The sequence below is a fragment of the Streptomyces sp. NPDC000229 genome (genome assembly GCF_040300825.1).
GTDB lineage: Bacteria > Actinomycetota > Actinomycetes > Streptomycetales > Streptomycetaceae > Streptomyces.
In genome coordinates this window covers 1-24,129 of the sequence record NZ_JBEPEL010000064.1, presented here as the reverse complement: position 1 = coordinate 24,129, position 24,129 = coordinate 1, and the positions used below count along the sequence as shown (strand labels likewise).

The 24,129-nt window shown below is 72.5% G+C and carries 26 protein-coding genes; 12 read left to right on the top strand and 14 right to left on the bottom strand.

All coding sequences use genetic code 11. The features are described from left to right. Positions 1-5 precede the first annotated feature (5 nt). Positions 6-1,694: a bifunctional 3'-5' exonuclease/DNA polymerase gene (locus ABT360_RS26040; RefSeq protein WP_351821162.1), complete on the top strand. Its 1,689-nt coding sequence runs from the start codon at positions 6-8 to the stop codon at positions 1,692-1,694. A 15-nt stretch (positions 1,695-1,709) separates the two neighbouring features. Here the strand turns inward: ABT360_RS26040 and ABT360_RS26035 are convergent, their stop codons facing one another. The 4 genes from ABT360_RS26035 to ABT360_RS26020 form a co-directional block, all read right to left on the bottom strand. Further along, positions 1,710-2,897 carry a hypothetical protein gene (locus ABT360_RS26035; protein ID WP_351821159.1) on the bottom strand — a complete coding sequence of 396 codons (1,188 nt, stop codon included), beginning with the start codon at positions 2,895-2,897 and terminating at the stop codon, positions 1,710-1,712. 60 nt (positions 2,898-2,957) lie between these two features. After that, on the bottom strand, positions 2,958-3,470 hold the full coding sequence (locus ABT360_RS26030) for a SigE family RNA polymerase sigma factor (protein WP_351821156.1): 513 nt from the start codon (positions 3,468-3,470) through the stop codon (positions 2,958-2,960). A gap of 173 nt (positions 3,471-3,643) precedes the next feature. Beyond that, positions 3,644-4,036: a rodlin gene (locus ABT360_RS26025; protein WP_351821153.1), complete on the bottom strand. Its 393-nt coding sequence runs from the start codon at positions 4,034-4,036 to the stop codon at positions 3,644-3,646. A 158-nt stretch (positions 4,037-4,194) separates the two neighbouring features. Further along, positions 4,195-4,587 carry a rodlin gene (locus tag ABT360_RS26020; protein ID WP_351821150.1) on the bottom strand — a complete coding sequence of 131 codons (393 nt, stop codon included), beginning with the start codon at positions 4,585-4,587 and terminating at the stop codon, positions 4,195-4,197. A 189-nt stretch (positions 4,588-4,776) separates the two neighbouring features. Here ABT360_RS26020 and ABT360_RS26015 point away from each other — a divergent pair, with 189 nt between their 5' ends. The 4 genes from ABT360_RS26015 to ABT360_RS26000 all read left to right on the top strand — a co-directional run bounded on the left by ABT360_RS26015 (position 4,777) and on the right by ABT360_RS26000 (position 9,137). After that, positions 4,777-5,157: a DUF6479 family protein gene (locus tag ABT360_RS26015; protein WP_351821148.1), complete on the top strand. Its 381-nt coding sequence runs from the start codon at positions 4,777-4,779 to the stop codon at positions 5,155-5,157. A gap of 75 nt (positions 5,158-5,232) precedes the next feature. Then, on the top strand, positions 5,233-6,585 hold the full coding sequence (locus tag ABT360_RS26010) for a cytochrome P450 (RefSeq protein WP_351821145.1): 1,353 nt from the start codon (positions 5,233-5,235) through the stop codon (positions 6,583-6,585). 459 nt (positions 6,586-7,044) lie between these two features. Next, on the top strand, positions 7,045-7,278 hold the full coding sequence (locus ABT360_RS26005; protein ID WP_351821142.1) for a chaplin: 234 nt from the start codon (positions 7,045-7,047) through the stop codon (positions 7,276-7,278). 581 nt (positions 7,279-7,859) lie between these two features. Then, positions 7,860-9,137, top strand: coding sequence for a glycosyl hydrolase (locus ABT360_RS26000; RefSeq protein WP_444852327.1), 1,278 nt, complete (start codon positions 7,860-7,862; stop codon positions 9,135-9,137). On the opposite strand, the gene ABT360_RS25995 is transcribed toward ABT360_RS26000, so the two are convergent. The 8 genes from ABT360_RS25995 to ABT360_RS25960 are packed head-to-tail and all read right to left on the bottom strand — an operon-like array spanning position 9,127 to position 18,385. Further along, positions 9,127-10,224 (bottom strand): GNAT family N-acetyltransferase, encoded by a 1,098-nt coding sequence (locus ABT360_RS25995; RefSeq protein WP_351821139.1) that lies wholly within the window; start codon positions 10,222-10,224, stop codon positions 9,127-9,129. The genes ABT360_RS26000 and ABT360_RS25995 overlap by 11 nt on opposite strands. Continuing rightward, entirely contained in the window at positions 10,221-10,877 is a 657-nt protein-coding gene (locus ABT360_RS25990; protein ID WP_351821136.1) for a lipopolysaccharide biosynthesis protein, read from the bottom strand. Before ABT360_RS25990 ends, ABT360_RS25995 begins: the two co-directional genes overlap by 4 nt. Then, a complete protein-coding gene (locus ABT360_RS25985; RefSeq protein WP_351821227.1) occupies positions 10,874-12,007 on the bottom strand; it encodes a glycosyltransferase in 1,134 nt (377 codons plus the stop codon). Before ABT360_RS25985 ends, ABT360_RS25990 begins: the two co-directional genes overlap by 4 nt. Positions 12,008-12,012: 5 nt before the next feature. Continuing rightward, the gene (locus ABT360_RS25980; RefSeq protein WP_351821133.1) at positions 12,013-12,741 is read right to left on the bottom strand and encodes a polysaccharide deacetylase family protein; all 729 of its coding nucleotides are present in this window, start codon (positions 12,739-12,741) and stop codon (positions 12,013-12,015) included. Beyond that, positions 12,738-14,366: a lipid II flippase MurJ gene (locus tag ABT360_RS25975; protein ID WP_444852325.1), complete on the bottom strand. Its 1,629-nt coding sequence runs from the start codon at positions 14,364-14,366 to the stop codon at positions 12,738-12,740. Before ABT360_RS25975 ends, ABT360_RS25980 begins: the two co-directional genes overlap by 4 nt. Beyond that, on the bottom strand, positions 14,359-15,798 hold the full coding sequence (locus tag ABT360_RS25970) for an O-antigen ligase family protein (RefSeq protein ID WP_351821225.1): 1,440 nt from the start codon (positions 15,796-15,798) through the stop codon (positions 14,359-14,361). The genes ABT360_RS25975 and ABT360_RS25970 overlap by 8 nt, the downstream gene beginning before the upstream one ends. After that, the gene (locus ABT360_RS25965; protein WP_351821130.1) at positions 15,798-17,198 is read right to left on the bottom strand and encodes a sugar transferase; all 1,401 of its coding nucleotides are present in this window, start codon (positions 17,196-17,198) and stop codon (positions 15,798-15,800) included. Before ABT360_RS25965 ends, ABT360_RS25970 begins: the two co-directional genes overlap by 1 nt. Beyond that, positions 17,195-18,385 (bottom strand): glycosyltransferase, encoded by a 1,191-nt coding sequence (locus tag ABT360_RS25960; RefSeq protein WP_351821127.1) that lies wholly within the window; start codon positions 18,383-18,385, stop codon positions 17,195-17,197. The genes ABT360_RS25965 and ABT360_RS25960 overlap by 4 nt, the downstream gene beginning before the upstream one ends. A 422-nt stretch (positions 18,386-18,807) precedes the next feature. Here ABT360_RS25960 and ABT360_RS25955 point away from each other — a divergent pair, with 422 nt between their 5' ends. The 5 genes from ABT360_RS25955 to ABT360_RS25935 all read left to right on the top strand — a co-directional run bounded on the left by ABT360_RS25955 (position 18,808) and on the right by ABT360_RS25935 (position 21,778). Next, positions 18,808-19,047 carry a chaplin gene (locus ABT360_RS25955; RefSeq protein ID WP_351821125.1) on the top strand — a complete coding sequence of 80 codons (240 nt, stop codon included), beginning with the start codon at positions 18,808-18,810 and terminating at the stop codon, positions 19,045-19,047. Between the two features lie 272 nt (positions 19,048-19,319). After that, complete coding sequence (locus tag ABT360_RS25950) at positions 19,320-20,009, top strand: hypothetical protein (RefSeq protein ID WP_351821123.1); 690 nt, start codon at positions 19,320-19,322, stop codon at positions 20,007-20,009. A 263-nt stretch (positions 20,010-20,272) separates the two neighbouring features. Beyond that, a complete protein-coding gene (locus tag ABT360_RS25945) occupies positions 20,273-20,554 on the top strand; it encodes a hypothetical protein (protein WP_351821120.1) in 282 nt (93 codons plus the stop codon). Positions 20,555-20,784: 230 nt separating this feature from the next. Further along, positions 20,785-21,303: a hypothetical protein gene (locus tag ABT360_RS25940; protein ID WP_351821117.1), complete on the top strand. Its 519-nt coding sequence runs from the start codon at positions 20,785-20,787 to the stop codon at positions 21,301-21,303. A gap of 166 nt (positions 21,304-21,469) precedes the next feature. Continuing rightward, positions 21,470-21,778, top strand: coding sequence for a chaplin (locus ABT360_RS25935; RefSeq protein WP_351821115.1), 309 nt, complete (start codon positions 21,470-21,472; stop codon positions 21,776-21,778). 78 nt (positions 21,779-21,856) lie between these two features. Here ABT360_RS25935 and ABT360_RS25930 read toward each other — a convergent pair whose 3' ends face one another. Together ABT360_RS25930 and ABT360_RS25925 are read right to left on the bottom strand one after the other, a co-directional pair. Further along, complete coding sequence (locus ABT360_RS25930; protein WP_351821113.1) at positions 21,857-22,723, bottom strand: tyrosinase family protein; 867 nt, start codon at positions 22,721-22,723, stop codon at positions 21,857-21,859. After that, positions 22,707-23,099: a tyrosinase family oxidase copper chaperone gene (locus tag ABT360_RS25925; RefSeq protein ID WP_351821111.1), complete on the bottom strand. Its 393-nt coding sequence runs from the start codon at positions 23,097-23,099 to the stop codon at positions 22,707-22,709. The genes ABT360_RS25930 and ABT360_RS25925 overlap by 17 nt, the downstream gene beginning before the upstream one ends. Positions 23,100-23,278: 179 nt before the next feature. Between ABT360_RS25925 and ABT360_RS25920 the strand changes: the two genes are divergently transcribed. Next, positions 23,279-23,791 (top strand): DUF5949 family protein, encoded by a 513-nt coding sequence (locus tag ABT360_RS25920; protein WP_351821109.1) that lies wholly within the window; start codon positions 23,279-23,281, stop codon positions 23,789-23,791. Between the two features lie 129 nt (positions 23,792-23,920). Further along, positions 23,921-24,129 (top strand): vitamin K epoxide reductase family protein (locus tag ABT360_RS25915; RefSeq protein ID WP_351821222.1); only part of this gene is annotated, 209 nt, incomplete at its 3' end.

Sequence of the window (24,129 nt, the reverse complement as noted above, 5' to 3'; positions counted from 1 at the left end):
CATGCGTGAGCGAACGCTGGGTGGTGGACGGCACCGAGGGCGGTGGAGCGCGGCTCGTCCCCCTCGGTGGGGACGGCCTGCCCGCCGGCCCCGTGCTGACCGAGCCCGACCTCGTGGAGGCGGTGCGGTCACGGCCGGAGGTCGGCCGGTGGGTGTGGCGGTCCACCGGTGCGGTCTATCCGCGGCTCCTGGCAGCCGGTGTCCGGGTCGAGCGGTGTTACGACATCGAGGACGCCGAGCAGCTGCTGCTCGGACACGAGGGACGCCTGGGTGAGCCCCGCTCCGCGGCGGCGGCCTGGGCACGGTTGCACGACCGTCCCGTACCGCCGGATCCGCCGCTCAGGGCGGCCGAGCCGGGCGCGCAGTCGTCGCTCTTCGAGCCCGAGCCCTCGACGGACCTCCCCTTCGAGGCCCTCCTGGAGGTGTACGCGGACCAGCACCGAAGACACGCGGCCGCCGAGCATCCCGGGCGGATGCGGCTGCTGACCGCGGCCGAGTCCGCCGGGATGCTGGTGGCCGCCGAGATGCACCGGGCCGGGCTGCCGTGGCGGGCGGACGTCCACCGCGCGGTGCTGCACGAGCTGCTGGGCGAGCGGTACGCGGGCGGGGGCGAGCCGCGCCGCCTGGCGGAGCTGGCGGACGAGGTGTCGGCGGCCTTCGGGCGTCGCGTCCGCCCGGACCTGCCGGCGGACGTGGTGAAGGCGTTCGCCCAGGCGGGCATCAAGGTGCGCTCGACGCGCCGCTGGGAGCTCGCCGGGATCGACCACCCGGCGGTCGAGCCGCTCATCGCCTACAAGAAGCTGTACCGGATCTGGACGGCGCACGGCTGGAGCTGGCTCCAGGACTGGGTGCGGGACGGGCGTTTCCGGCCGGAGTACCTCCCGGGTGGCACGGTCAGCGGGCGCTGGACGACCAATGGCGGGGGCGCCCTTCAGATCCCGAAGGTCATACGGCGGGCGGTCGTCGCGGACGACGGCTGGCGGCTCGTCGTCGCGGACGCGGACCAGATGGAACCCCGGGTGCTGGCGGCGATCTCCCGGGACCCGGGGCTGATGGAGGTCGCGGGCCACCAGGACGACCTGTACACACGCCTGTCCGACCGGGCCTTCTCCGGCGACCGCGAGCACGCGAAGCTGGCGCTGCTCGGCGCGGTCTACGGGCAGACCAGCGGGGACGGCCTGAAGAACCTGGCGGCCCTGCGCCGCCGGTTCCCCCGGGCGGTGGCCTATGTCGACGACGCGGCGAAGGCGGGTGAGGAGGGGCGGCTGGTGCGCACCTGGCTCGGCCGGACGAGCCCGCGCGCGGCGGGTGCGGCGGAGGCCGACGAGGCGGGGATCCCCCAGGAAGGCGCGGAAGAACCGCTGTCGGACGGGGAGTTCACCCCGGGGTACGCCTCGGTGAACGCCCGTGCGCGGGGCCGGTTCACCCGGAACTTCGTCGTGCAGGGCAGCGCCGCCGACTGGGCGCTGCTGATGCTGGCGGCGCTGCGGCAGGCACTGGCGGGGATGCGGGCGGAGCTGGTCTTCTTCCAGCACGACGAGGTGATCGTGCACTGTCCCGCCGCCGAGGCCCCGGCGGTCGCCGAGGCGATCCGCACGGCCGGTGACACGGCCGGACGGATCGCCTTCGGGGAGACCCCGGTGCGGTTCCCCTTCACGACGGCGACGGTGGAGCGCTACTCCGACGCGAAGTGACGGCTGCCCAGGGCGTCAGCGGGCCACGAGCCAGGTCCGACTGAGGGCGATGGCCTTCAGCTCCTCCATGGTGATCAGGGGCTCGGCGCCCCGCTTGGCCGACGTGGGCGTGGGGGCGTTGTAGGCGGACACCGCCATGCGGAGGCCGTTCACCCGCAACGCGTCGGCACGCCATCGGACGACACCCGGCTCCTGGGCCGGGACCCGTTGGGTGCCCACCTTCGTACCGTCCGACAGGGTCTCGCTCCAGAACTCCTTGTCGCCCGCGACCCTGACCGCCTCGATGTAGGTCACGCCTCCGTTGCCGTCGGTCACCACGACATGGCCCTCGGCGCCGTTGCCGCCCTCGGAGGACACGTTGAGGCGCTCGGGCAGCAGGGACTTCAGGATGGGCAGGATGTCGCCCGGTTCCGCGGCGGATCCCGGCTTGACCGTCCCGAAGGTGTTCGGCTCTCCCGCCGGGGTGAAGGAGGCGTCGACGAACATCCCCAGGTGCCGCAGCTTGCCCGGGTTCATGCGCGGGTTGCGGCCCTTGGGCGACACCGCCCCGGCAACCTGCACGTTCTGGGTCGCGAGTTCGATGAGGTAGCCGTTCGGGGAGACCATGGTGACCTCCCACTTCTTGACGCCGCCCGCCTTGCCGGATTCGGTGTACCCCTTCACGGCCCTGTCGCCCGGCTGGTTGGTGCACTCCTCATAGGGGGAGCCCTTCTTGGGCGGGCAGGCGAGCAGCTTCTTCAGCTTGGCGTCCGAGGGGTCGACGCGGCGCACCGACACGGTGACGACCGCCTCACCCCAGCCGTCCTCGAAGGTCATGGAGGCCTTCGCCGGCGTGGCCGGGTCCGTGCTGCCGCTGCCCTCGACGCGCGGGCGGATCTTGGCGATCCCGGTGCGGTTCATGCCGTTCTCGAAGATGTTCCTCATCTCCTCGGCGGTGACCTCGAAGTGCCGGTACGCCTCGGGGGTCGTCGCGGCCGCCGTCCGGTCGCCCGCCCCGTCCTCCTCGGACGGCCGCACCGCGTACAGCCCCCCGACCGCCACCAGGGCCACGGTCAGCGCGCTGCCCGTGACCATGGCGACGCGGCGGCGGGCCAGCTTCTTGCGGCCGCGTGCCAGGCCGCCCTCCACCAGGCCACGCTGATTGACGCTGAAGGTGCCACCGGTGTTGTGGAGCGCCTTCCCGAGCTCGTCTTCAAAGGGCATGCGAAACCACCAGCTCCTGATCTGGGCGGAACGAACGAGGGGTCGAGGGCGAGGCCTCGGTCAGACGGCGGCGGCCAGTTCCGCCAGGCTCCCGCCCAGTTGCTCACGGAGCCGGGCGAGCGCCCGGGAGGAGCGTGTGCGTACGGCGGCGGCGCTGACGTTCATGGCGGCGGCGGTCTCCTCGACGCTGCGGTCCTCCCAGTACCGCAGGACCACCACCGCCCGGTCCTTGGGTGCCAGCCGGGCCAGCGCGTCCAGCAGCGCCACCCGCAGGGCCGGATCGTCGCCCCGCCCCATGGCGGTCTCGGGGAGTTCGGCCAGCGGCCGCTCACCCGAGGAGCGCCGGCGCGCCTGCGTGAGGTAGGTGCGGACGAGGACGGTCTGGGCGTACGCCGCAGGGCTGTCGATCCGCGCCATCCGGCCCCACAGCGCGTACATCCGCCCCAGCGTCTCCTGCACCAGGTCCTCGGCGAGATGGGTGTCGCCACTGGTCAGCAGGCAGGCGGAGCGGAAGAGATGCCCGGTGCGGCCCGCCGCGAACTCCATGAAATCGTCCGCTCGGGACCTTCTCATGCCCTCCCCTTCACCCCACCGCCGTCGTCCTTACACCCCATTGACGCGGCAGCCCCCGGCGAATGTTTCACACGACTTCCCCGCCCGTGTCCCCACGCACACGAGGGCGGGCCCCACATCCGTGGTGCCGGATGTGGGGCCCGCCCAGGCGGTGGCTCCGCGTGCGGAACGCGTCACTTGCGGATCGCGAGCGCACCGTTCTCGGAGATGACGTTCTCCAGGATGTGCGAAAAAGCACTGTCGCCCTTGACCGCCGTGGAGTTCTCCACGCACTGCTGGTTCTGCGTGTCGTTGAGGATGTCCTGAACACCGACGTTGACCAGGGCCACGATGTTCTGGACGTCAGCCTCCACCGGCAGACCGATGCAGGGCTTGTTCAGCGTGCCCTGGATCAGCCCGATCTGCGGGCTCATGTAGCCACCGGTCTTGGTGTTGCCGTAGATCTGCTTGGAGAAGTTGCCGTTCTGCGTGTCGATACCGCGGTCGCCCACGGCGGCGGCCATCGGCGCGGACGCGCCGAGCACGGCCGCAGCGACGCCGGCGGTAGCCAGAACCTTCTTGAACATGGTTCATCCCATTCGTCGAGAGACCCGGTGCTCGGGTCGTGCCAGCGCCCGGCGTCGGGCGCGTGGGGTGGGCGTCAGCCCGTTGTGCGTGGCCCGAAGGCCAACGCTGGGTCGTCCCGCACGGCCGTGACGACCGCGCGGGACGGCGACCTCGCGCGTCACTTCTGGACGGCGATGGCACCGTTCTCGGAGAGGACGTTCTCCAGGATGTGCGAAAAGGCACTGTCGCCCTTGACCGCCGTGGAGTTCTCGGCGCACTGCTGGTTCTGCGTGTCGTTGAGGATGTCCTGAACACCGACGTTGACCAGGGCCACGATGTTCTGGACGTCAGCCTGGACCGGCAGACCGATGCAGGGCTTGTTGAACGAGCCCTGGATCAGACCGATCTGCGGGCTCATGTATCCACCGGTGGTCGTGTTGCCGTACGACTGGGTGGCGAAGTTGCCGTTCTGCGTGTCGATTCCGCGGTCGCCCACGGCGGCGGCCATCGGCGCGGACGCGCCAAGGACGGCCGCGGCGACGCCGGCGGTGGCCAGAACCTTCTTGATCATGGTCCATCCTTCTCGTCGAGAGACCCTGTGCTCGGGGTCGCCCTGATCAACAGCAGGCCACCGTTTAGGTTGCGCCAGGTCACCCGAAGAGATCAATCACCTAAAAACGGATGAATCACTTAAACGATGATGGGCTCGTCCACGCCCACGGACATGTCTGATCACGACATGACGGGGTACACGCCCCATATGAACTCTCTCACGACATTCACTACGGAATTCGCCGCTAAGGACCATCTCGTCGGCATTGGTCCGCTGGTGGCGGGTGTCCTCCTCGTCGGATTCCTGATCGGCGCGTTCTGGCTGGGGCGGCGCATCCGGAACCGGGAGCCCGCTCCCCCCACACCGGACCAGCAGCCGCACCGCCCGCTGGACGCCGGGCTGCCGGGCGAGGCGGAGGGCCACCGCCGCCCCGCCGAGCTGGACGAGCGCGAGGACCGGGTGATGCCGTACGAGCTGAGGCACCAGAGCACCGACCCCGACTCCTCGCCGCGCAGCGAGAAGGACGCCAAGTGGGGCGGCACCCCCAGCGGCGGCTTCGGCAGCGGCGGGCCGACCACGGGCGGCTGACCGGCCACCGCCGACGGGCCGCAAGCCGCTCCCACCTGCGGTTTCACCCGCCGGAGGCCTGGGCACCCGGGGGCCATGAGCAGCACGGACACGGCCACGCACACCCCCGCCCGGGCGTCCACGCGCGACACCGCACGGCTGGTCGCGCAGGTCGTCGCACCGACTCTCGCGGCGGGCGTCGTCGTCCGCAGCCGGGCCGGGACGGCCCTCGCCGAGCGGTACGCCGTCGACCGGCGCGCCACCGGGCTGCTCACCGAGTTGCGCGGCGCCTACGGCCCCGGCCCGCTCCGGTTCGATGTGGCCGGGCGCCACTTCGCCGTCGTCCTCCGGCCCGGCGACGCGGCCCGTGTCCTGAACGGCACACCGGACCCGTACTCCCCCTCCACCCGCGAGAAGCGTGCGGCACTGGAGCAGTTCCAGCCGCACGGCGTGCTGATCACGCGGGGTGCGGAACGTGACACGCGGCGCGCGTTCAACGAGGCCGTACTGGAGTACGGCCACCAGATGCACAGCCTGGCCCCCCGGATGGTGCGGACCGTCCGCGAGGAGGCGGGCGGACTGCTGGGCGCGGTGACCGCCGGCGACGGCGAGATCGACTGGCCGGCCTTCCGCACCGCCTGGGACCGCACCGCCCGCCGCCTCGTCCTCGGTGACACCGGACGGGACGACACGGGCCTGACCGCGATGCTCGGCAGGCTGCGCTCCACCGCGAACTGGGCGGGTGCCGCCCCGCGCCGCACCGCCCTGCGCGACCGTTTCGAACGCCGCCTCCGCGGCCACCTCGACCGCGCCGAGCCCGGCAGCCTCGCCGCCGCCCTCGCCGCCGCCCGCGCCGAGCCCGGCACCGACCCGGCCGGTCAGGTGCCGCACTGGCTGTTCGCCTTCGACGCGGCGGGCATCGCGGCCTACCGGGCCCTGGCCCTGCTGTCCACGCACACCGCGCAGGAGACGCAGATACGCAACGAGCTGGCCGTCACCGACCTCACCGAGCCGCGCCTCCTGCCGTACACCCGTGCCTGCGTGCTGGAGTCGGTACGGCTGTGGCCGACCACACCGTTCCTGCTGCGTGAATCGGTGCGCGAGACCGACTGGGGCGAGGACGTACTGCCCGCCGGGACCGAATTCCTGATCTACACGCCCCTGTTCCACCGCGACGAGTCGCTGCCCTACTCCGACCGGTTCACGCCGGAGATCTGGCTGGACGGCACGGCCCAGGACACCGAGGCGCTGATGCCGTTCAGCGCCGGCCCCGGCGAGTGCCCGGGAGAGGACCTGGTGCTGCTGGTCACCTCGACCATGCTGGCGGCCCTGCTCGAACGGCACACGTACCTGCCGGAACGGCCCGGCCGGCTGCGGCCCGACCGGCCGCTGCCACGCACCCTCGGCCACTTCGGTCTGCGCTTCGCCGCCCTGCCCCGCCGACCGTGACTCTGATGCGGAAACCGTGAGGAGACGAGCACGGGCTGTGACATGATGCGAGAGCCTCGCCAAGGCTGCTGTGAACGGAAAGGTTCGGCATGGCTCCTCGCGCCGGTAAATGGCAGCGTGTGCCCCTCATCCCACAGAGCAGGCAAGCGACGGAGGCCGACACGGTCCCCGTCTATTCGTCGTTGGTGCGCGAATGGAGAGCGCTGGGCCGGGCGGTCCCCGGACTGCCGGACCAGGAATGGGAGGTTCTGGTGACCCGCCCCGTGTGGCCCAGCCGTTGAGCCGTCTGCCTCCCGCCGGTGCTCGGCGGTTCGAGTGAATCGGTGTGGAAATCAGCCTCGATGGTGTCTTTCCGCTTTGGCATTCGTTGTGATTTTCGCAGTGGAAGCCGGGCCGCTTCCGGCTCGCTCGTCACGAAATCCGTGGCAAGACTTCCTCCTGTGGAAAGGACCCGAAACTATGAAGTGCAAGAAGGCTGCGGTAGCCGCCGCCGGTGTCGTCATGGCGCTGGGTGCGGCCGCGCCTGCTGTCGCCGACGCTGACGCCAATGCTGCCGCTGTGGGCTCCCCGGGCGTGCTGTCCGGCAACATCGTCCAGGTGCCGGTGCACGTGCCGATCAACATCTGCGGCAACACCGTCAACGCCATCGGGCTGCTGAACCCCGCCTTCGGGAACGTCTGCATCAACAAGTGACGCAGCGTCAGGCCTTGGCCGTGTGACAGCCGGTCCCGGAGCACTCCGGGACCGGCTTTTCTCTGCCCCGATGCCCCAAGCGGGCGATGAAATCCCCCAACGGCCTAGCGTTGGCCGGGACCGCGATCCCGACCGGCCCATTAAGAATACTTTTGCTCCGAGTGGCTGGCGAAATCCTGACGCCTGGCGAAGGAGCGGACATGGGGCACCGGAGAGCGAAGACGAACGGCGCGCGGCGGGGGGTGCTCACCGCCGGCCTGCTCAGCGTGCTGATGGCGGGCTCCGCCCTGTCGGCCACGCCCGGCCACGCCGCCGTACCGACAGCCCCCCGCGCACCCGGCGCGGACGCGGCCCCAGGACCCGCCGCCGGGCCGGCACCGGTGACCGGACCGCGGCAGGGGCCGGGGCCCGACGGGGACCGGGACGCCGGCACGGGTACGGGGTCGGGTACGGGTACGGCGATGGCGGCCGGGAGCGGTGCGGACGCCGGGAGCGGCTCGGGAACCACAAGCGGTTCAGGAAGCGGGACGGTGGTGGGGGACGGGGCGGAGACGGATGCCGGGACGGGGCCGGCTCCGGCGGTGGGGCCGGAGCGCAGGCAGGCGCCCGGTGCGGAACCCGGGCCCGAGGGCGGGACGGGGCCGGCTCCGGCGGTGGGGCTGGAGCGCAGGCAGGCGCCCGGTGCGGAACCCGGGCCCGAGGGCGGGACGGAGGACGGGCCGGGGCAGGGCGCGGGCCCCGGGGACGCGGGCGGGACGAAACCCGGAGCGGGGGCACAGGACGGGGCGGAGGCGGCCAGGACGGCGGTGGGGGCCTACCTGCATTACGGGCCGCTGGGCATCCACCGCATGGCGGGGCTGAGCAAGTGGCTCGGCGGCACCGAGCTCCGCGTGGGCCACACCTATCTGCCCGGCGACGTGTGGACCAACATCGAGGGGCGCCCAGGGTTCCTGGAGCACTGGGCGCAGTGGCGGCGGGCTCAGAAGGACCGCCTGTTCGTCCTCAACGTGCCCATGCTGGAGCGCAACGAGAGCCACCTGCCCGACCCCGTCGTACGCCAGTTGCTGCGGCTGGGCGCGGACGGGCGGTTCGACCGGCACTTCCGGGCGCTGGCGGAACGTCTCGTACAGGTCGGCGTGCCGGACACTGTCGTCGTCCTCGGCTGGGAGATGAACGGCATCACGTACTCGCACCGCTGCGGCCCCGACCCGGAGGCCTGGAAGGCGTACTGGAAGCGCATCGTGACCGCCATGCGCGAGGTGCCGGGGCAGCGGTTCCGGTTCGACTTCGCGCCCAACCGCGGGCGGGACGCCATTCCGTGGACCGCGTGCTACCCCGGTGACGACGTCGTCGACATCATCGGGATGGACTCGTACGACCAGCCTTCGGGCCAGACCTTCGACGAGCAGGTGAACGAACCCTACGGGCTGCGGCAGCACGTGGAGTTCGCCGCCGAGCACGGCAAGCCGATCTCGTATCCGGAGTGGGGTCTTTTCCGCAACGGTGACAACCCGGAGTACATGCGGCGCATGCTGGACTGGATCGACCGGCACAAGCCGCTGTACCACACGATCACCGACTACTGCCCGCACGGCGTCTGGCAGTGCGGCGAGAATCCGAAGTCGTCCGAGGTGTTCCGCACGATGCTGTCCGGGAAGGGCGGTCCCACGGAGCCGGCCCCGGAGCCGACTCCGGAACCGGAACCGGAACCGCAGCCCGAGCCCGAACCGCAGCCCGAACCGGAGCCGCAGCCCCAGCAGCCCGCCTGTACGACGCTGGATCTGGGCGACTGGGTCGAGAAGTGGCTCGGCCGCACATTGTGCGTCCGGCTCGAATGGCGTCGTCACGTCACGTCCTGAGCCGCCGCACCCAGGCACGGTCGCGCAGCCGGTCCGCCGCCCAGCGGCGGCCGGCCGCGTACCCGGCCAGGAGGAGCAGCGGTGCCGCCGTGCGCCGGCGGGCGAGCATCAGCCGCTGGTTGACGACCGGTTCGGGGCGCCAGTGGCTCTTGTACGGCTCGCGCCCGCGCAACAGGCTCAGCGTGGTGCGGCCACTGGTGCTGCTCTCCCGGGCGCCGTTGCGCAGCAGCAGGGTGGCCACGTCCACCTTGCTGTCACGCAGCACGGGATGCGCTCCGTACAGGTAACCGCCGGACAGCAGCGGTGACATCAGGGTGAGGTCGGCGGCGACCACGTCGCCCGCCATGCGGAACTCCGTCACCATCGCCTCCCCCGACTCCACCATCGACCGCACCGCCCGCTGAAGGTGCTCCGCGAACCGGGGCTTGAGGTGCTCCGGCGTCACTCCCCGGTCCGCCCACTGGCGTTGGTGCAGGTCCAGCAGCCGCTGCAAGGCGTAGGGCACCTCGGTGGGCGGGACGACGTACTCCTCGATGCCCAGCCTGTCGAGCTTGCGCAGCTTGGAGCGGGCCCGTTGGGCGCGGGACGACGGCAGCCGGCCGACCAGTTCGTCGATGGACGCGGCGGGCAGTTCCATGCAGACGGAGTCGGGCAGGCGGTGGCGCGGCCCGCGCCAGCTCGCGTACACCCGCTGGGCGGCGGCCTCGGCCCGTACCTCCCGGATGTCGATCACGGCGGTACGGGCCAGCCGCCCCAGCGCGCCGGTCAGTACCCGTACCGCCTCGTCGGCGTGCGTGTCGTCGACGAGCACGTCGGAGAAGTCGGTGATCGCCCCGCCCAAGTGGGTCAGTACCGGCAGCGGCCCGCGCACCAGTTGCAGGGGCGCCGCGGCGACGAGCGTGCCGTCCCGGCGTACGAGGACGATGCGCAGGCGGCCGGGGGTGCCGTACGACACCCACCAGGAGTGCAGCCAGGAGTGCGACTGGAAGGGCGTGACCGTGGCGCAGCGCCGGTACAGGTCCGTCCACTCCCGCCCGAGCCGGCCGAACTCCTCGCCGTCCCGGCAGACCGTGACCTCCCACGTCATACGAGCGCCTCCTGCTGCGCCACCGGCCCCGGCACGGACCCGTACCCGGGCCGGCCGCCGTGCCGGGCGTACCGGGGCCGCACCAGCAGGGCGAGGGCGCCGAGCAGCCCGCCCGCGCAGCCGCCGACGAGCGCGGACAGCGACACCGACGGCGAGACGGGGCTCGTGGGCGTGGCCGCCCGGGTGAACTGGAGGACCTTCACCCCGGTGCTGCGTTCCGTGTGGGAGCCCTTCTGCACGAGGGCCCTGGCCACGCTGTCGGCCATGCCCGCCGCGGCCGCGGCCTTCGGTGCCCTCGCGGTGATGGCGATCATCGGGGCGTCCGGCGAGGTCGCGGCCTGCACGTTCGCGCGCAGGGTGTCCGCCGGCACGCCGGCCGCGACCTGGGCGTCGCCGACGATCGCGATGTCGGTGGCGACCCGCCCGTATGCCTGTGCCAGGCCCATCGCCCCGGCCGGGTCGGACTTCGCGGACGGTACGACGATGACGTGACTGGTCGCCGCGTACTCGGGGGTCTTCAGCAGCCCGTAGCAGCCGCCGACGACGACGCCCAGCAGCACGGCGGCCGGGACGAGCCACCGGCGACGGGTGCGCCTGAGGCGGGTGAGCCAGCCGATGGCGCGGCGTACGGCAAGGGACTGGGTCGTGGTCATCGACAACTCGCTCCGTCGTAAAGGTCGTCGTAAAGGTCGTCGTGAAGGCCGTCGTAAAGGTCTTGGTAGAGCGACATCAACTGCTGGGCGCTGCGCGCGATGTCGTAGCGGTGTACGGCCGCGGGCACGGCCAGCCGTTCGCGGGTGACCGACCGCAGCTCGGCGGCCACCTCCGCGACCGTCCCACCGATCCGGCGCGCCCCGGGCGCCTCCTCGGGCGGCAGGTCGTCGAGCGCGGGGCACGCCACGTACCGCACGGGCAGCCCGGCGGCCAGCGCCTCGACGATCGCGAGGCCGAACGCCTCGTCGGCGGACGTCGACACGAACACGTCCATGGCGGCCAGCAGTTCCGGCAGGCCGCGGTCGACCGCACCCGCCCACACCACCCGGTCCGCCGCCCCGCACTCCCGGGCGACCCGCTCCAGCCGCTCCCGCTGCTCGCCCTCCCCCACCAGCAGCAGCCGGGGGTCACCCGGGACCGCCGCCACCGCCCGGATCAGCGTGTCGAACCGCTTGCCGGGCGCCAGCCGGCCCACCCCGCCGACGACGTACGCGTCGGGCGCCAGCCCCAGCCGCCGGCGCGCCGCCCGCCGGGCGGCCGGGTCGAAGGCGAAGCGCTCCACGTCGATGCCGTTCGGGACGACCCGGATGCGCCCCGGGCGCACGCCCCACGCGGCCAGGCGGCGGGCCACCGTGTCGGAGACGGCGACCGTCGACGTACCGAGCCGCTCGCCGGCCAGGTACAGGGCGCGCGCCCCTCCGCTCAGCCGCCGGCCCTCGATCTGTGCGGCGCCCAGCGAGTGCTCGGTCGCGACGACCGTCCGTACGCCCGCGAGCCGGGCGGCGAGCCGGCCGTACAGGCAGGCCCGGTACAAGTGCGTGTGGACGACGTCGTAGGCGCCGTGCCGGATCAGCCGGGTCAGGCGGGGCAGGGCGGACAGGTCGCGGTTGCCGCGCATGCCGAGATGGGCGACCGGCACCCCGTCGGCGCGGAGGGCGGAGGCGACCGGTCCGGGGTTGGTGAGCGTGACGACGCTGCTGCGGACGCGGTCCATGTGCGGCAGGAGCAGGCGCAGTTGCTGTTCGGCGCCGCCGATGCCGAGGCCGGTGATGACGTGCAGGACCTTCAGGGGCCTCATGACACGGGTACCGGGGCGCGCCGCACCCCGTGCAGCCGGCGCTTGGCGTGCAGCCGCCAGGCGGTGTCGCGCTGCCCGATGTGCACCCGGGGAAGGGCGAACACGCTGTTCACGGGACCGGGGTCGATGGCGGCCGCGTACGCGTACCCCGCCTCGCGCACGGCGCGCACCGCCCGTTCGTCGACGTGGCCGTACGGGTAGCAGAAGCCGTCCGGGGCGGTTCCCGTGATCGTACGGAGCAGTTCGCGGCTGTCCGCGGTCTCCTCGCGCAGTACGCGCTCGGGGGCGGCGGGGAGGGAGACGTGGAGCAGGCCGTGCGAGGCGACCTCCATGCCGGCGGCGGCGCAGCGGCGGACGCCGTCCTCGGTGAGCAGCGGCTTGCGGGGGCCGAGCGCGTCCCAGGTGTTGTCGCCGCCGAGCCGGCCGGGGAGGACGAAGACGGTGGCCGTGCACTCGTGGCGGCGCAGAACCGGGACGGCGTTGTCGAGGAAGTCGGCGTATCCGTCGTCGAAGGTGAGGCCGACCAGTCCGCGGGTGTCGCCGTGGCGTGCCGCGTACAGCAGGAGTTGCCCTAGGCCGACCCCGCGCAGGCCGTGGTCGCGCAGCCAGCGCAGCTGCTTGTCGAGGCGGGAGGGGGAGACGGTCACGTGGTACGGGTCGTCGTCGGTGGTGTCGTCGATCGAGTGGTACATCGCCACCCACAGGGGGATTCTGGGCTGGTTCATGATCGGGCCTTCGTGAGCCGACGGAACGGATGCGCGGAGCGGATCAAGGAGGGGACCACCGGGGCGCGCAGCGCGCAGGCGGTGGCGGTGAAGACGGCCGGGACGGCGGCACACGCCAGGGCGACCGCCAGGAGCGGCGGGCCGGCCGCGCACCACCACCCGGCGGCGGTGGCGACGGCCGCCGCCACGGTGAGCCGGGCGAGGCCCGCGGCGAGGCGGCGCGCGTCGAGCGGGACGCTCTGCCCGCGGGCGCCGAGCAGGAGGAGGGCGGCGGTGAGGGTGATGCCGAGCGCGTTGGCCGCGGCGATGCCTTCGGTGCCCCACGACCCGGCCCAGGCCCCGCCGGCGGCGGCGGTCACGGCGATGCCGCCGAGCATGGCGGCGGCGGGGTACCACAGGGGGCGGGAGGCGGAGAAGTAGCAGCGTACGAGGGCGCCGACGAGGGTGTGGCCGAGCAGCCCGAGGGCGTACACCCGCATGACGGCCGCCGTGGCGGCGGTGTCGGCGCCGTCGAAGGCGCCGCGCTGGAACAGCAGGTGCACGATCTGCGGGGCGGCCGCCACGACGGTGGCGGCGCCGACGAGGACGATCACCCCGGCGAGCAGCAGGTCCCGCTCGGCCCGCCGCCGCGCGGTCGCCGTGTCACCGGCCGCGAGCGCCCGTGCGACGACCGGGAAGCTGACCGTGCAGAGCATCAGCGAGAGCACCATCGGCAGTTGGGCGACCTTCTGCGCGTAGTTGAGGTGCGAGATCGCCCCGGCGGGCAGCGGGGCGGCGAGGAACCGCTCCACCAGGACCTGCGACTGCCGGCTCACCGCGAACACGATCACCGGCGCGAGCGCGGCCAGGACGAGGCGCCGCTGTCCTGGTTCGCCGTGTCGCGGCCTCGCCGGAGCGGCGGGGGCACGCAGTTGGCGCCACAGGACCGGCGCCTGGATCAGCACCATCAGCACGCCGCCCGCCGCGACGCCGGCCGCGGCGGCGCGTACGCCCCACGCGCCGGGGTCGAGGACGACGACCGCCGTGATGATGCCGGCGTTGTACGCGACGTAGATGGCGGCCGGTGCGAGGAATCGGCCGTGGGCGCGGAGTGCCGCGCTGCAGTACCCGGTGAGCGCGAAGGAGAGCAGGCAGGTCGCGGTCCACCGGGTGCAGTCGACGGCGAGTTGCCGCTCCGGCAGCCCGGGCGCGAGCAGGGCGACCAGCCAGGGCGCGGTGAACACCAGCAGCCCGGTCGCCGTGCTCAGGACGAGGACCGTCCTGGGAAGGGTGGCCCTGACGAGGGCGTGTACGGGGTCGGGGCCGCCGGTCCGGTCCGCCCGTCGAGCGAGGGCGGCGGCGAAGGCGGGTACGAGGACGAGGGCCATGCCGTCCTCGATGAGCAGCGTGGCCGCGAATTCCGGGACGGTCCAGGCGACGAGGAAGGCGTCGGTGCCGGTACCCGCGCCGAACGTGCGGGCCAGCAACTGGTCCCGGACCAGCCCCAGCAGGGCGCCCACCGCCGTCAGCGCGGCCGTGAGCGCGGCCGCCCGGGCGAGGAGGCGGCCGGACGGCGCCCATGCCGTCGGCCCGCCCTCGGGCGCGGGCCGCGCGGCCATCGCCACCCGCTGCGGGCGGTCAGCCATGCCCACCTCCCCCGCTGCGGGTGACGGGGCGGTTCGGCGGCGGAGCGGCGGCGGCCGGGCCGGGCACGGTACGTGGCGGGGCGCCGGGTGCCGTGTCGGACGGCGTCCAGGGGGCCCGGGGGCGAGGGGACGGTGGCGGGCCGCCCCGGAGTCCGGCCGGGCACGTGGTCGCCGCCGGGCGGGGGGCGAAGGACCACCAGGCGGCCAGGCCCAGCACCAGGGCGGTGAGGACCGTCGCGGGACCGCCGATGTCCGCGTACGCGAAGTCGACGAGCTGCCACACCAGCAGGCCCACCGCGACCAGGGCGCACTCCAGGCCGTCCCGGCGGGTGTCGGCCAGGCGCCGCAGGGCGCACGCCAGCAGGGCGAGCCAGCTGCCCGCGACCGTCAGGAGGCCCAGCAGGCCCTGCTCGCCCAGGACCAGCAGGTACATGTTGTGCGGCGACAGCAGGGGCTGCCGCTGGAAGCCGCTGCCGGCGCCCGCCGTGTCGCTGCCCGACGACAGGGCCAGCGAGGCGTGGCTGTCCCGGTAGTGGGGGAAGCCCTTGAGCCCGACGCCCGTGAGCGGTTCGGCGCGCCACATCCCGGCCGCCGCGGCCCACATGGTGTACCGGTCGGTGACCGACCGGTCGGGGGCGGCGGTGACCTGCGAGATGCTCGCGACCCGTTCCTGGACCAGCTGCGAGCCGACGCCCAGCCCGGCCACCAGCACCACACCGAGCGCCCCCGCCGCCAGGCCCACCCGCACGGCCCGCCGCACCCCGCACAGCGTCAGCAGCAGACCGCACGCCATGACCGTCGCGATCCAGGCGCCCCTGCTGAACGACACCACCAGCGGTACGACGAGCAGCCCGCCGCATGCCATGGCCCACGCCCTGGCCCGCCGCCCCGGCGAGCCGAGCGCGATCCCCGCGGCGGCGACGATCCCGTACGCGACGGCCGTCGCCATGCCCATCACGTCCGTCGCCCCGAACGTCCCCACCGCCCGGACGTCCTCCCCCATGTACGAGGCGCCCGTGCCGGTCAGGTACTGCACCACCCCCACCGCGCCCTGCACCAGGGCGAGGCCGATCACCGCCCAGGCCACCACGGTGAAGTCCCGCCGGTCCCGCACCAGCAGCACCACGGCCGCCGGTACGAGGACGAAGACCTGGAGGTAACGGGCGACGCCCGGGAGGCTCGCCGCCGGGTCGTGGGACGCGACGGCCGCGGTGCAGATGCCCAGCACGGGCAGGCCCAGCACGACGGCCGCCGTCCGTGACAGGGGCCGTGCCCGGTCCCGGACCACCCGTACCGCGCAGAAGACGACCAGCACGGCGGACGCGGCGTCCGCCGGCGTGCCGGTGCCCGACGAGCCGTGCGGCGGCGGGACGGCGAGCAGCGCGACGACGGCGAGCAACGGCACCAACGGCGCCCACCTGCGTACCGGCATCAGCTGCCCGCCGGGCGGATCAGCGAGGCCGCCGTACGCAGCAGGATGCACACGTCCTGCCAGAGCGACCAGTGGTCGATGTAGTGGTTGTCGAAGCGGCACCGGTCCTCGATGGAGGTGTCGCCGCGCAGCCCGTGCACCTGGGCGAGCCCGGTCAGCCCGACGGGCATCCGGTGCCGTGCCGCGTAACCGGGGTGGACCCGGCTGAACTTGGTGACGAAGTAGGGACGCTCCGGGCGCGGGCCGACCAGGCTCATGTCGCCGCGCAGCACGTTCCACAGCTGTGGCAGCTCGTCGAGCGAGGTACGCCGCAGGAACGTTCCGACGACGCTCATCCGCTCGTCGTGGGCGACGCTCCAGCGGGTGGCGGCCTCCTCGTCGTCGGCAGGGCGCAGCGTTCGGAACTTCAGCAGGGTGAACAGCCGGCCGTCCTGGCCGACGCGCTCCTGGCGGAAGACCACGCCGGGGCCGTCTGACAGCCGGATCGCGGCCGCGCACAGCAGCAGGATCGGCGAGAGCGCGGCGAGCATGAGCCCGGCGACGGTGACGTCGAGGACCCGTTTGGGCAGCCGCCCCCGGTGGGCGGGCGGCGCCTCCAGGCGCCGGCAGGCGTGACCCCACAGGTGCTGGCTCATCGGCGTGCCGTCACCGGTGTCGCCGACCAGCCAGGCGACGCAGCCGTAGTGGCACAGCAGCGCGATGAGGTCGGGCTGCTCGCCCCCGGCGAACACCGCGTCGCGCACGCTGTTCTGGATGACGGCCCGGTGGATCTCCTCCGGGGTCGTCAGCACCGGCAGTGACGATTCGGCCGGGGCCGGAGGGCGGTGGGTGGTGACGATGCCGACCGGACGGATGCCGTACTCGGGGTGCCTGGCGAGCGTCTCGGCCAGCCGCTGCGCGGCGGTCGTGGAGCCGATGACGAGCGCGGAGCGCGGGTGCGCGCGGGCGGCGGCACGGCGCCGGTGGTGCAGGACGGCACGGCACCCGCACACGAAGCCCAGGTGGACGGCGTACGCGGCGGTCAGCGCGGCCAGGCCCACGGCGAGCTGCGCGGACCGCGCGGCGAGCAGCGCGGCGGCCGCGCACCACGCGATCGCCGCACGCCCGGCGAGGGTGGGCAGTTCGTCGAGTACGGAGGCGACGGCGCCGGGCCGGTAGAGGCCGGCGTACCCGTTGAGCACGACCAGGCCCGCGGTGAGCTGCATCAGCAGGGCGGCGCTGCGCTGCCCGGGGTCGAGCAGCAGCGCGGCGAGCAGGACGGCGACGCAGTCGGTGGCGACCAGGGAGGAGACGAAGGGCGGGGCGGGAACAGGGCGGCGCGGCGGCAGGGCCACCCGGTCCGCCGCCCCCTGGGGCGGGACGACGGTGGTGGTGGCCGGGCTGGTGCTTTCGGTGGTCACTGGGAGATCGGCTCCCTGAGCTCGTGGCGCGGCGCGGCGGTCACCTCGCGGTACACGTCCGCGATGGCCGCGCCGGCGCGCCGCACGTCGAATCGCCGGAGTACGTGCTGCTGGGCCTGGCGGCCCAGGGCCTCCCGGAGGACGGGCCGCTGGAGGAGCACGGTGAGGCCCTTGGCCAGCGCGGCCGGGTCGCCGGGCGGGATCAGGCAGTACGTCGCGTGGCCCGGTGGCAGGCTCTCGCGGGCGCCGTCCACGTCGGTGAGGAGGACGGGCCGGCCGCCCGCCATGGCCTCCAGCGGCGCGAGGGCCATCCCCTCCCAGCGGGACGGCTGGACGACCAGGTCGGCGGCGCGGTACCAGGGCGCGGGGTCGGCGACGGCACCGGTGAAGGTGACCGACGGAGGCCCGACCGCGCCGACCGCCCCCGCCGCCCCCGGCCCGCGGAACCGCTCGGCGGCGGCGTGCAGCGCCCCGGCGGCGGGGCCGTCGCCGACGAGGACGAGCCGGGCGTGCGGTACGCGGTCGAGGACGGCGGTCCATGCCTCCAGGAGCGTGTCCTGGCCCTTCTGGCGGCACAGCCGCCCCACGCACACCACGAGCGGTGCCGAAGGGGGCAGCCCGAGTGCGGCGCGGGCGGCGCCCCGGCCCGGCCCGGTGCGGAACCGCTGGGCGTCCACACCGTTGTGGACCACCGACCAGAGCGCCCGGACCCCCGCGCGCTGGCCGCGCAGCCGTTCCGCGTCGCTGACGCAGATGACCCGGTCGGTCCAGCGGGCGGCCCAGCGCTCCCAGTACCTGGCGAGCGCGCCGGCCACTCCGTCGACCGCCTCGAACGACCAGGCGTGCGGCTGGTACACGGTGGGCACCCGGCCGCGTACGGCGATCCGGGCGGCCAGCCCGGCCTTCGCGCTGTGCGCGTGCACCAGGTCGGGACGTACGAGGTCGACGAGCTCGGCGATCCGGCGGCTCTCCGCGACCAGCCGCGGGCCCGGCTCACGGCCGGCCCGCCACGGGTGCACGTCCGCGCCGCACACGTCGGCCGCGACCGCCAGCGGTGTACCGGGCGGGCAGGCGACGGCGACCCGCATTCCCAGTTCCAGCTGCGCGCCGACCACGTCGGTGACCACGCGGGCCACCCCGCCGTCACCCGGCTGGACAACATGCAATGCGGTGAATGGGGGACGCACGCGTGACCCTTTCTACGAAGCTTTCTGCGAAGCGGGCGGCAGGGAGGGTTTCGGCGGAGTCGACGGGGTCGGCGGGATCGGCGCTTTCCGGCGCTCGGGCGAATGTCAGCGGCGCGCGGAATTCGGGTGCGCCCGCACTGCAAGAACCTCTGAATTCCCCATACTGGTTCTCCGCTTTGACGAGTGAGGACGCGTCCAGCGAGATGTACGTTATAACTCAACAAACACGACCAGAAGCATGCGAAACACCGCTGGAGCAACTTGCCGATTTTTACGCCGCGTTGCCGGTGCGGCGTGTCGCGCGCGAGCGTCCGGCGGGGCGCGTCACCCATTCGGTCGCGCAACCGGCGAGATTCTGGGGGCGTTGTCGGTGTAGCCGCCACGTCGGCCGCCGCGCCTCACCAACCCAGGAGTTCGTCACCATGTCCCGTACCGCGAAGGCAGCCGTCCTGACCTTCGCCGTCGCCGCGTCCGTCGCCGGTGCCACCGGCGTCGCGCACGCCGACGCCAGCGCGGATGCCGCGGCCGTGAAGTCTCCCGGTGTCATTTCCGGCAACGTGGTCCAGGTGCCGATCCACATCCCGATCAACCTGTGCGGCAACACCATCGACATCGTCGGCCTGCTCAACCCCACCTTCGGCAACGTCTGCATCAACGACTGACGCGCCGCTTCACGCGGACAACCCGGCGTGACGACTGTGCGCCATCCCTCGTGGGATGGCGCACTTCTGCGTTTGCGCAGCGGGGCGGGCCACTCCATCGGCGGCGCAAGGCGATTGCCCGCCGACGTACCGCCGGCGGCTTTTCGCGGCAGGTCAGGCGGCCGGATTCACCCGTAGGGCCCATTCACACTTGTCACGCATGCGTTTGCGGGTCGCAATGAGCGGACTCACGGTGATGTCACATTCTCGACGCATCACTGGAAGGACAAGGCATGCGTCTCCTGACACCCCGCCGTGTGGCGGTCACCGCACTCTGTGCCGCGCTCACGCTCGGTACGGCGGGACCCGCACTCGCCCACTCCACCCATCAAGCCGCCGAGCAGCGGGCCACGTCGCCGCAGGACATCAGCGACATCCTCGGCTCGATCGGCGGCGTGCTCGACTCCGTCTTCGGCACCGTATCGGGCACGAACAGCACCCAGACGCTCCCCGCCACCGAGATGAACCAGCAGATGAAGGACCTCACGGCCGCCATCGAGGCCCTGAGGGAGGCGGCGGCCGAATCGAAGACCGGCAGCACCAGCGGCACCACGGGCACCACCGGCACCACCGGCACCGGGGCGGCGGCCGACGACATGCCCACGGACCTCCTGGACCCGGTGAACTCCGTGGACGGCCTGGATGCCCTGGACGCCATGGGCTCCGTCGACACCGCGGACGCGGACATGGACAAGGCTCTCGCCGCCATGGACAAGGCCATCGACGACCTGGTCGCCGCCGCGGTGGAGGGCCAGGCGGTCACCTCGGCGTCCCAGGTCCAGGCCGCGACCAAGACCCTGATGGACACCATCATGCGGGACGTCGCCAAGATGACCGGGACGCCGGCGGCGGGCATGAACACGCTGCCCGCGACCACGCTCCCGGCCACCAGCCCGCAGACGCCGGTGACCGCCGACCGCTAGGCGAACGCACCCCCACTCCGACGGCCGTGCCGCCTCAGTCCCCGCTGAGCCGACACGGCCGCCGGCCTTCCTTTTCACATTGATCGGAGAATAGGACGGGTTCGTATCGTTCGAGTGCAGTGCCGAGAATTCCGGGCTCGCGGAGTTTCCCCCACGCGGAGGGCTCGTTACAGAAGGCAGAGCACTGCACAGGTGATTCCAAATGGCCTGTGGTGTGCGTGAGTTGCAGCGAACAGACGCCATTCCAGGAAGGACTCACTCCAATGAAGCCCACCAAGGTTGCTGCGGTCGTCGCCGGTTCCATGATGGCTCTGGGCGCTGCCGCGCCGGCCTTCGCCGTCGACAACCTCACCCCGTCGAGCCTCAACGGAGGAGTCGAAACGCTGGGCAAGCGCGGACTGACCGAGGCCGTTCCGGCCGACGCGGTCGGCAAAGTGACCGACGGCAAGGCCGTCAACAAGGTGCAGAACACCGCCGGTGGGCTGGAGCCCGCGAAGGACACCGCGAAGCCGCTCCTGGGCGGACTGCCCGCGCTGGGCAAGTAATTCGCCTGGCGAAAACCCGGCAGAACGCCGGGAAGTACCGCTGCGTACGCGACGCTGCCGGGGCCGACGGGAAACGACGACGTTTCCGTCGGCCTTTCGGCGTATCCGGTCGTCAACACCGGTGCGGCGGCATTGCTGCAACCAGGCGAAACCTGACGCGCTTCTCGGCGCGTGCTCGTTCTTTCGGGCAGCAACACCGTACTCACCAGCCCCGGAAGGCGTACGCAGCAATGAACCGGAAAATTCAGGCCGGCATGGGGATCGTCGTCACGTGCCTCACATCGGCGGCGATGGCGTCGCCCGCCGAGGCCGCCGCCGTACCCGTCGCACCGGTGGACGTGCCACTGCACGGACTCGGCACCGTACTGCCCACGGAGACGCCGACACTGCGTACCGGCGTCCCCATCCCGATGCCGGGGGCACCCATGGGGCTCACCGGATACGGGGAGGGCAAGGTCCAGTCGTTGCGGCTGCCGCAGCTCCCGGTCACGGCGGTTGTGCCGGAAACGCTGGTCAGCGCCCCGCTGCCGAGCGTCGTCGAGGGTGAGACCGGCCGCGCCCTGGTCGCGGCTCCCCCCTCCGTGGTGCAGGCGACCACGCCGGGCGCGATCCTCCGCTCCCCGGTCACCCTGCCGCGCGCCGAGTCGTTCGGTCTGCCGGGCGTCGAGCTGCCGCAGGTCGGGTTCCTGGCACCGACCGTGACCGCAGCGGTCGGCTCGACGCTCGGCCTCGCGCAGCCGAAGAACTGACCGTCCCCTCACCCTTCCCTGCGCTCTCCCCGCGGCCGAATGAGGGAACCCTGTGCCGCGACCGGCTGTTGGAGTGGCGCGGCCGTTACCCGGCCTGGACAGCGGCGTTGTAGGGGAGTGACGACCGCAGGCCCGCGGTCGGATTTCCACGCACAAGGAGATTTTGATGTCTCGCATCGCAAGGTCTGCCGCCGTCATCGTCGGCACGGGCGCTGTCGTTCTGAGCGGATCCGGCGTGGCCATGGCCGGCGCCAGCGCCGACGCCGCTGCTGTCGGTTCCCCCGGTGTCATCTCCGGCAACGTGATCCAGGTCCCGATCGACATCCCGATCAACGTGTGCGGCAACACCGTCAACATCGTCGGCCTGCTCAACCCCGCGTTCGGCAACAAGTGCGCGAACATCCAGCACCACGAGAAGGACGACAAGAAGAACGACCACAAGAAGGACGACCACAAGAACGGCTACGGCGGCTGAGCGAACACACCGCGCGTCCAGCCACGTACGGCCCCCCGGCTCACCGGCCAGGGGGCCGTTCCCGTGTACGGCGCGCCGTCACGCGTAGCGGTAGATGCGGTGGTGGTCGGCGACCTGGGCGGGGGTGACCTCGAACGGCGGCATCGGCTCGTGCCGGGCGACGACCCGCCGGTACTGGGAGGAGCTCGGTGGGGGCGGGGTGGCGGGCAGGTAGGCGGCCCGGGGGTTCTTCTTCTGCCAGCGCGACCAGATCAGGTCGATGAAGGAGTGGTGGAGCCAGAAGACCGGGTCATTGACGGACGCGCCGCCGAGCATCAGGCCACCGACCCACCGGTGGACGCGATTGTGGTTGCGCCAGCGGCCGTTGCCGCTGGCCCGGGTCCATCCTTCGAGTGTGTTGCGGAAGCCGGTACGGCTGGTGGAGTCCCATGGGGCGGAGTCGTACACGGTCTCGGCGGTCGCCCGGGCGAGTTCCTGCCTGGTCGGCAGGCCGATGGGGTTGGCCGGGTTGCCGAAGTTCCGTGTGAGGAAGGGGCTTTCGGTCACGCCGACCGTGATCGGCCAGTTGCCCTTGGCGTACGCGAAGGGCCCGGTCATCACCTGGTGATCGCCGCGCCGGCCGTTGCCGCCCATGAAGTCCTCGCCCCACAGGGACGCGGCCGGGGTGTTGTCGCGGGTCCAGTCCCAGTAGGGGACGGTCACCGTCGGGTCCACGCTCCTGAGGGCCCGCTCGAACTCCAGCAGGTACTGCCGGTGCCACGGCAGGAAGGACGGCGCCATGTGCGCGACCCGCAGGTCGTCCTCGCCGTCCGCGCTGTAGTACTCGATGTGCGTTCGGACGAAGTCGTCGTACCGGCCGCTCCGCTTGAGTGCCAGTACCGCGCTGACGAACTTCTTCCGCTCGGCGGCGGTCAGGTCGCGCTGGTTCTTACGGACGTACACCATGGTGTCCTCCTGCGGCCAGTTGGGCGGAGCCCAGTTCGTCCACGGCGGCGCGAGCGGCGGCGAGGGGCGTCGGGTACGACTGGTAGTGGTCGACGGGAGTGAGGTAGCCGCCGCCGGCGCACCGCATCAGGTGCAGGGGTCTCCCGTCGATCCGTACGTCGAACCGTGCCCCGGCCCGCGGGTGGACCTGGATGTGCCGGCCCTTGTACATCTCGTCGGACCCACCCGGCGTCCCCCCTTCCGCCCCTTCGGTGGGTGTGGCGGCGACATGGGCGAGCGTGCCGCCTGTGAACGCGGTGACGGACAGCGTGAACAGCGCCCGTAGCACGGCGCGCCGACGCGGGAGGAGACGGGTAAACGACTGTGCGACGCTCATCGATCGGGCTCCCCTTGCTCGTCATGGCTCCCACCGGGCAAACGATCCTGCTCACGGACCGTTCCGGCGGGGGTACCGCATCTCATTACCCGCCCAGGTGAATCACAGCCCCGGCATATAGGCCGAACGGGTGGAAAAACGCCTGAAGGACCCGTAAGGCGCCAGTACCATCCGGCACCATGACTTCTTCCACCACCGCCGCAACGCCGGGGCAGCAGGAATCCGTCCTGGGCACCCTCATCGTCATCCCCTGGGCCAGTGAGCCCGAGGCCGACTCCGACTCGCCCGTGATGCCGTACCTGATGGTGTACTCCCTGGGGGACGGTCGCGACGGGCCGGAGGCCGGGTCGGAGGCGCTGCGCGGCGAGCTGGAGAAGATCGGGCTGTCGATCGGTGACAAGGTGACGGACCTCGCCCGCGAGACCCGGATTCCGGTCACCTTGCTGGTGGAGGCCGAACAGGCGGTGCTCAACCTGCCCTTCATGAGGGTGCAGTGCCCGGTGCCGCCGGAGTGGGAGAAGGCCGCGCACGAGAGCGGCAAGGCCTATCTGATCTGCTCCCTGCGCCCCTGGCCGGAGGCCGTGCAGGGGAAGCCGGTCGGCGAGGAGCAGCTGCGGGAGTTCCTCGGGGACGAGGAGATGGTGGCCCTCAGCGCCCACTGCCTGCTGCCCGTGCGCAGGGTGCGTACCTGACCGGGCCGATCGAAGAGGCCCCGGAGGCAGGGGTGTTGACCTGCCGCCGGGGCCTTCCCTCGTTCCGGTGGAAGGAAACGGCTAAAACCGCAATGAAAGGATTCCGCGTGTAACGTCGCCGCCATGACGATGACGCGCGTGAAGGACGAGGCGTCCCCCGCCCGGAACGAGGTTCCCGAGCAGGACACGAGGGTCGGTGCGGGCCGGGCGTTCGCATGGATGCTGGTGGTCACGGGCGCGGTAGGGCTGCTTGCTGCGTGGGTGATCACGCTCGACAAGTTCAAGCTGCTGGAGGACCCGAACTTCACCCCGGGGTGCAGCCTGAACCCGGTCGTCTC

Bases quoted from the DNA above. Each gene is read 5' to 3' on its own strand.
- ABT360_RS26035 (WP_351821159.1), bottom strand. From the start codon at position 2,897: ATGCCCTTTGAAGACGAGCTCGGGAAGGCGCTCCACAACACCGGTGGC.
- ABT360_RS26030 (WP_351821156.1), bottom strand. From the start codon at position 3,470: ATGAGAAGGTCCCGAGCGGACGATTTCATGGAGTTCGCGGCGGGCCGC.
- ABT360_RS26025 (WP_351821153.1), bottom strand. From the start codon at position 4,036: ATGTTCAAGAAGGTTCTGGCTACCGCCGGCGTCGCTGCGGCCGTGCTC.
- ABT360_RS26020 (WP_351821150.1), bottom strand. From the start codon at position 4,587: ATGATCAAGAAGGTTCTGGCCACCGCCGGCGTCGCCGCGGCCGTCCTT.
- ABT360_RS26015 (WP_351821148.1), top strand. From the start codon at position 4,777: ATGAACTCTCTCACGACATTCACTACGGAATTCGCCGCTAAGGACCAT.
- ABT360_RS26010 (WP_351821145.1), top strand. From the start codon at position 5,233: ATGAGCAGCACGGACACGGCCACGCACACCCCCGCCCGGGCGTCCACG.
- ABT360_RS26005 (WP_351821142.1), top strand. From the start codon at position 7,045: ATGAAGTGCAAGAAGGCTGCGGTAGCCGCCGCCGGTGTCGTCATGGCG.
- ABT360_RS25995 (WP_351821139.1), bottom strand. From the start codon at position 10,224: ATGACGTGGGAGGTCACGGTCTGCCGGGACGGCGAGGAGTTCGGCCGG.
- ABT360_RS25990 (WP_351821136.1), bottom strand. From the start codon at position 10,877: ATGACCACGACCCAGTCCCTTGCCGTACGCCGCGCCATCGGCTGGCTC.
- ABT360_RS25980 (WP_351821133.1), bottom strand. From the start codon at position 12,741: ATGAACCAGCCCAGAATCCCCCTGTGGGTGGCGATGTACCACTCGATC.
- ABT360_RS25975 (WP_444852325.1), bottom strand. From the start codon at position 14,366: ATGGCTGACCGCCCGCAGCGGGTGGCGATGGCCGCGCGGCCCGCGCCC.
- ABT360_RS25970 (WP_351821225.1), bottom strand. From the start codon at position 15,798: ATGCCGGTACGCAGGTGGGCGCCGTTGGTGCCGTTGCTCGCCGTCGTC.
- ABT360_RS25955 (WP_351821125.1), top strand. From the start codon at position 18,808: ATGTCCCGTACCGCGAAGGCAGCCGTCCTGACCTTCGCCGTCGCCGCG.
- ABT360_RS25950 (WP_351821123.1), top strand. From the start codon at position 19,320: ATGCGTCTCCTGACACCCCGCCGTGTGGCGGTCACCGCACTCTGTGCC.
- ABT360_RS25945 (WP_351821120.1), top strand. From the start codon at position 20,273: ATGAAGCCCACCAAGGTTGCTGCGGTCGTCGCCGGTTCCATGATGGCT.
- ABT360_RS25940 (WP_351821117.1), top strand. From the start codon at position 20,785: ATGAACCGGAAAATTCAGGCCGGCATGGGGATCGTCGTCACGTGCCTC.
- ABT360_RS25935 (WP_351821115.1), top strand. From the start codon at position 21,470: ATGTCTCGCATCGCAAGGTCTGCCGCCGTCATCGTCGGCACGGGCGCT.
- ABT360_RS25930 (WP_351821113.1), bottom strand. From the start codon at position 22,723: ATGGTGTACGTCCGTAAGAACCAGCGCGACCTGACCGCCGCCGAGCGG.
- ABT360_RS25925 (WP_351821111.1), bottom strand. From the start codon at position 23,099: ATGAGCGTCGCACAGTCGTTTACCCGTCTCCTCCCGCGTCGGCGCGCC.
- ABT360_RS25920 (WP_351821109.1), top strand. From the start codon at position 23,279: ATGACTTCTTCCACCACCGCCGCAACGCCGGGGCAGCAGGAATCCGTC.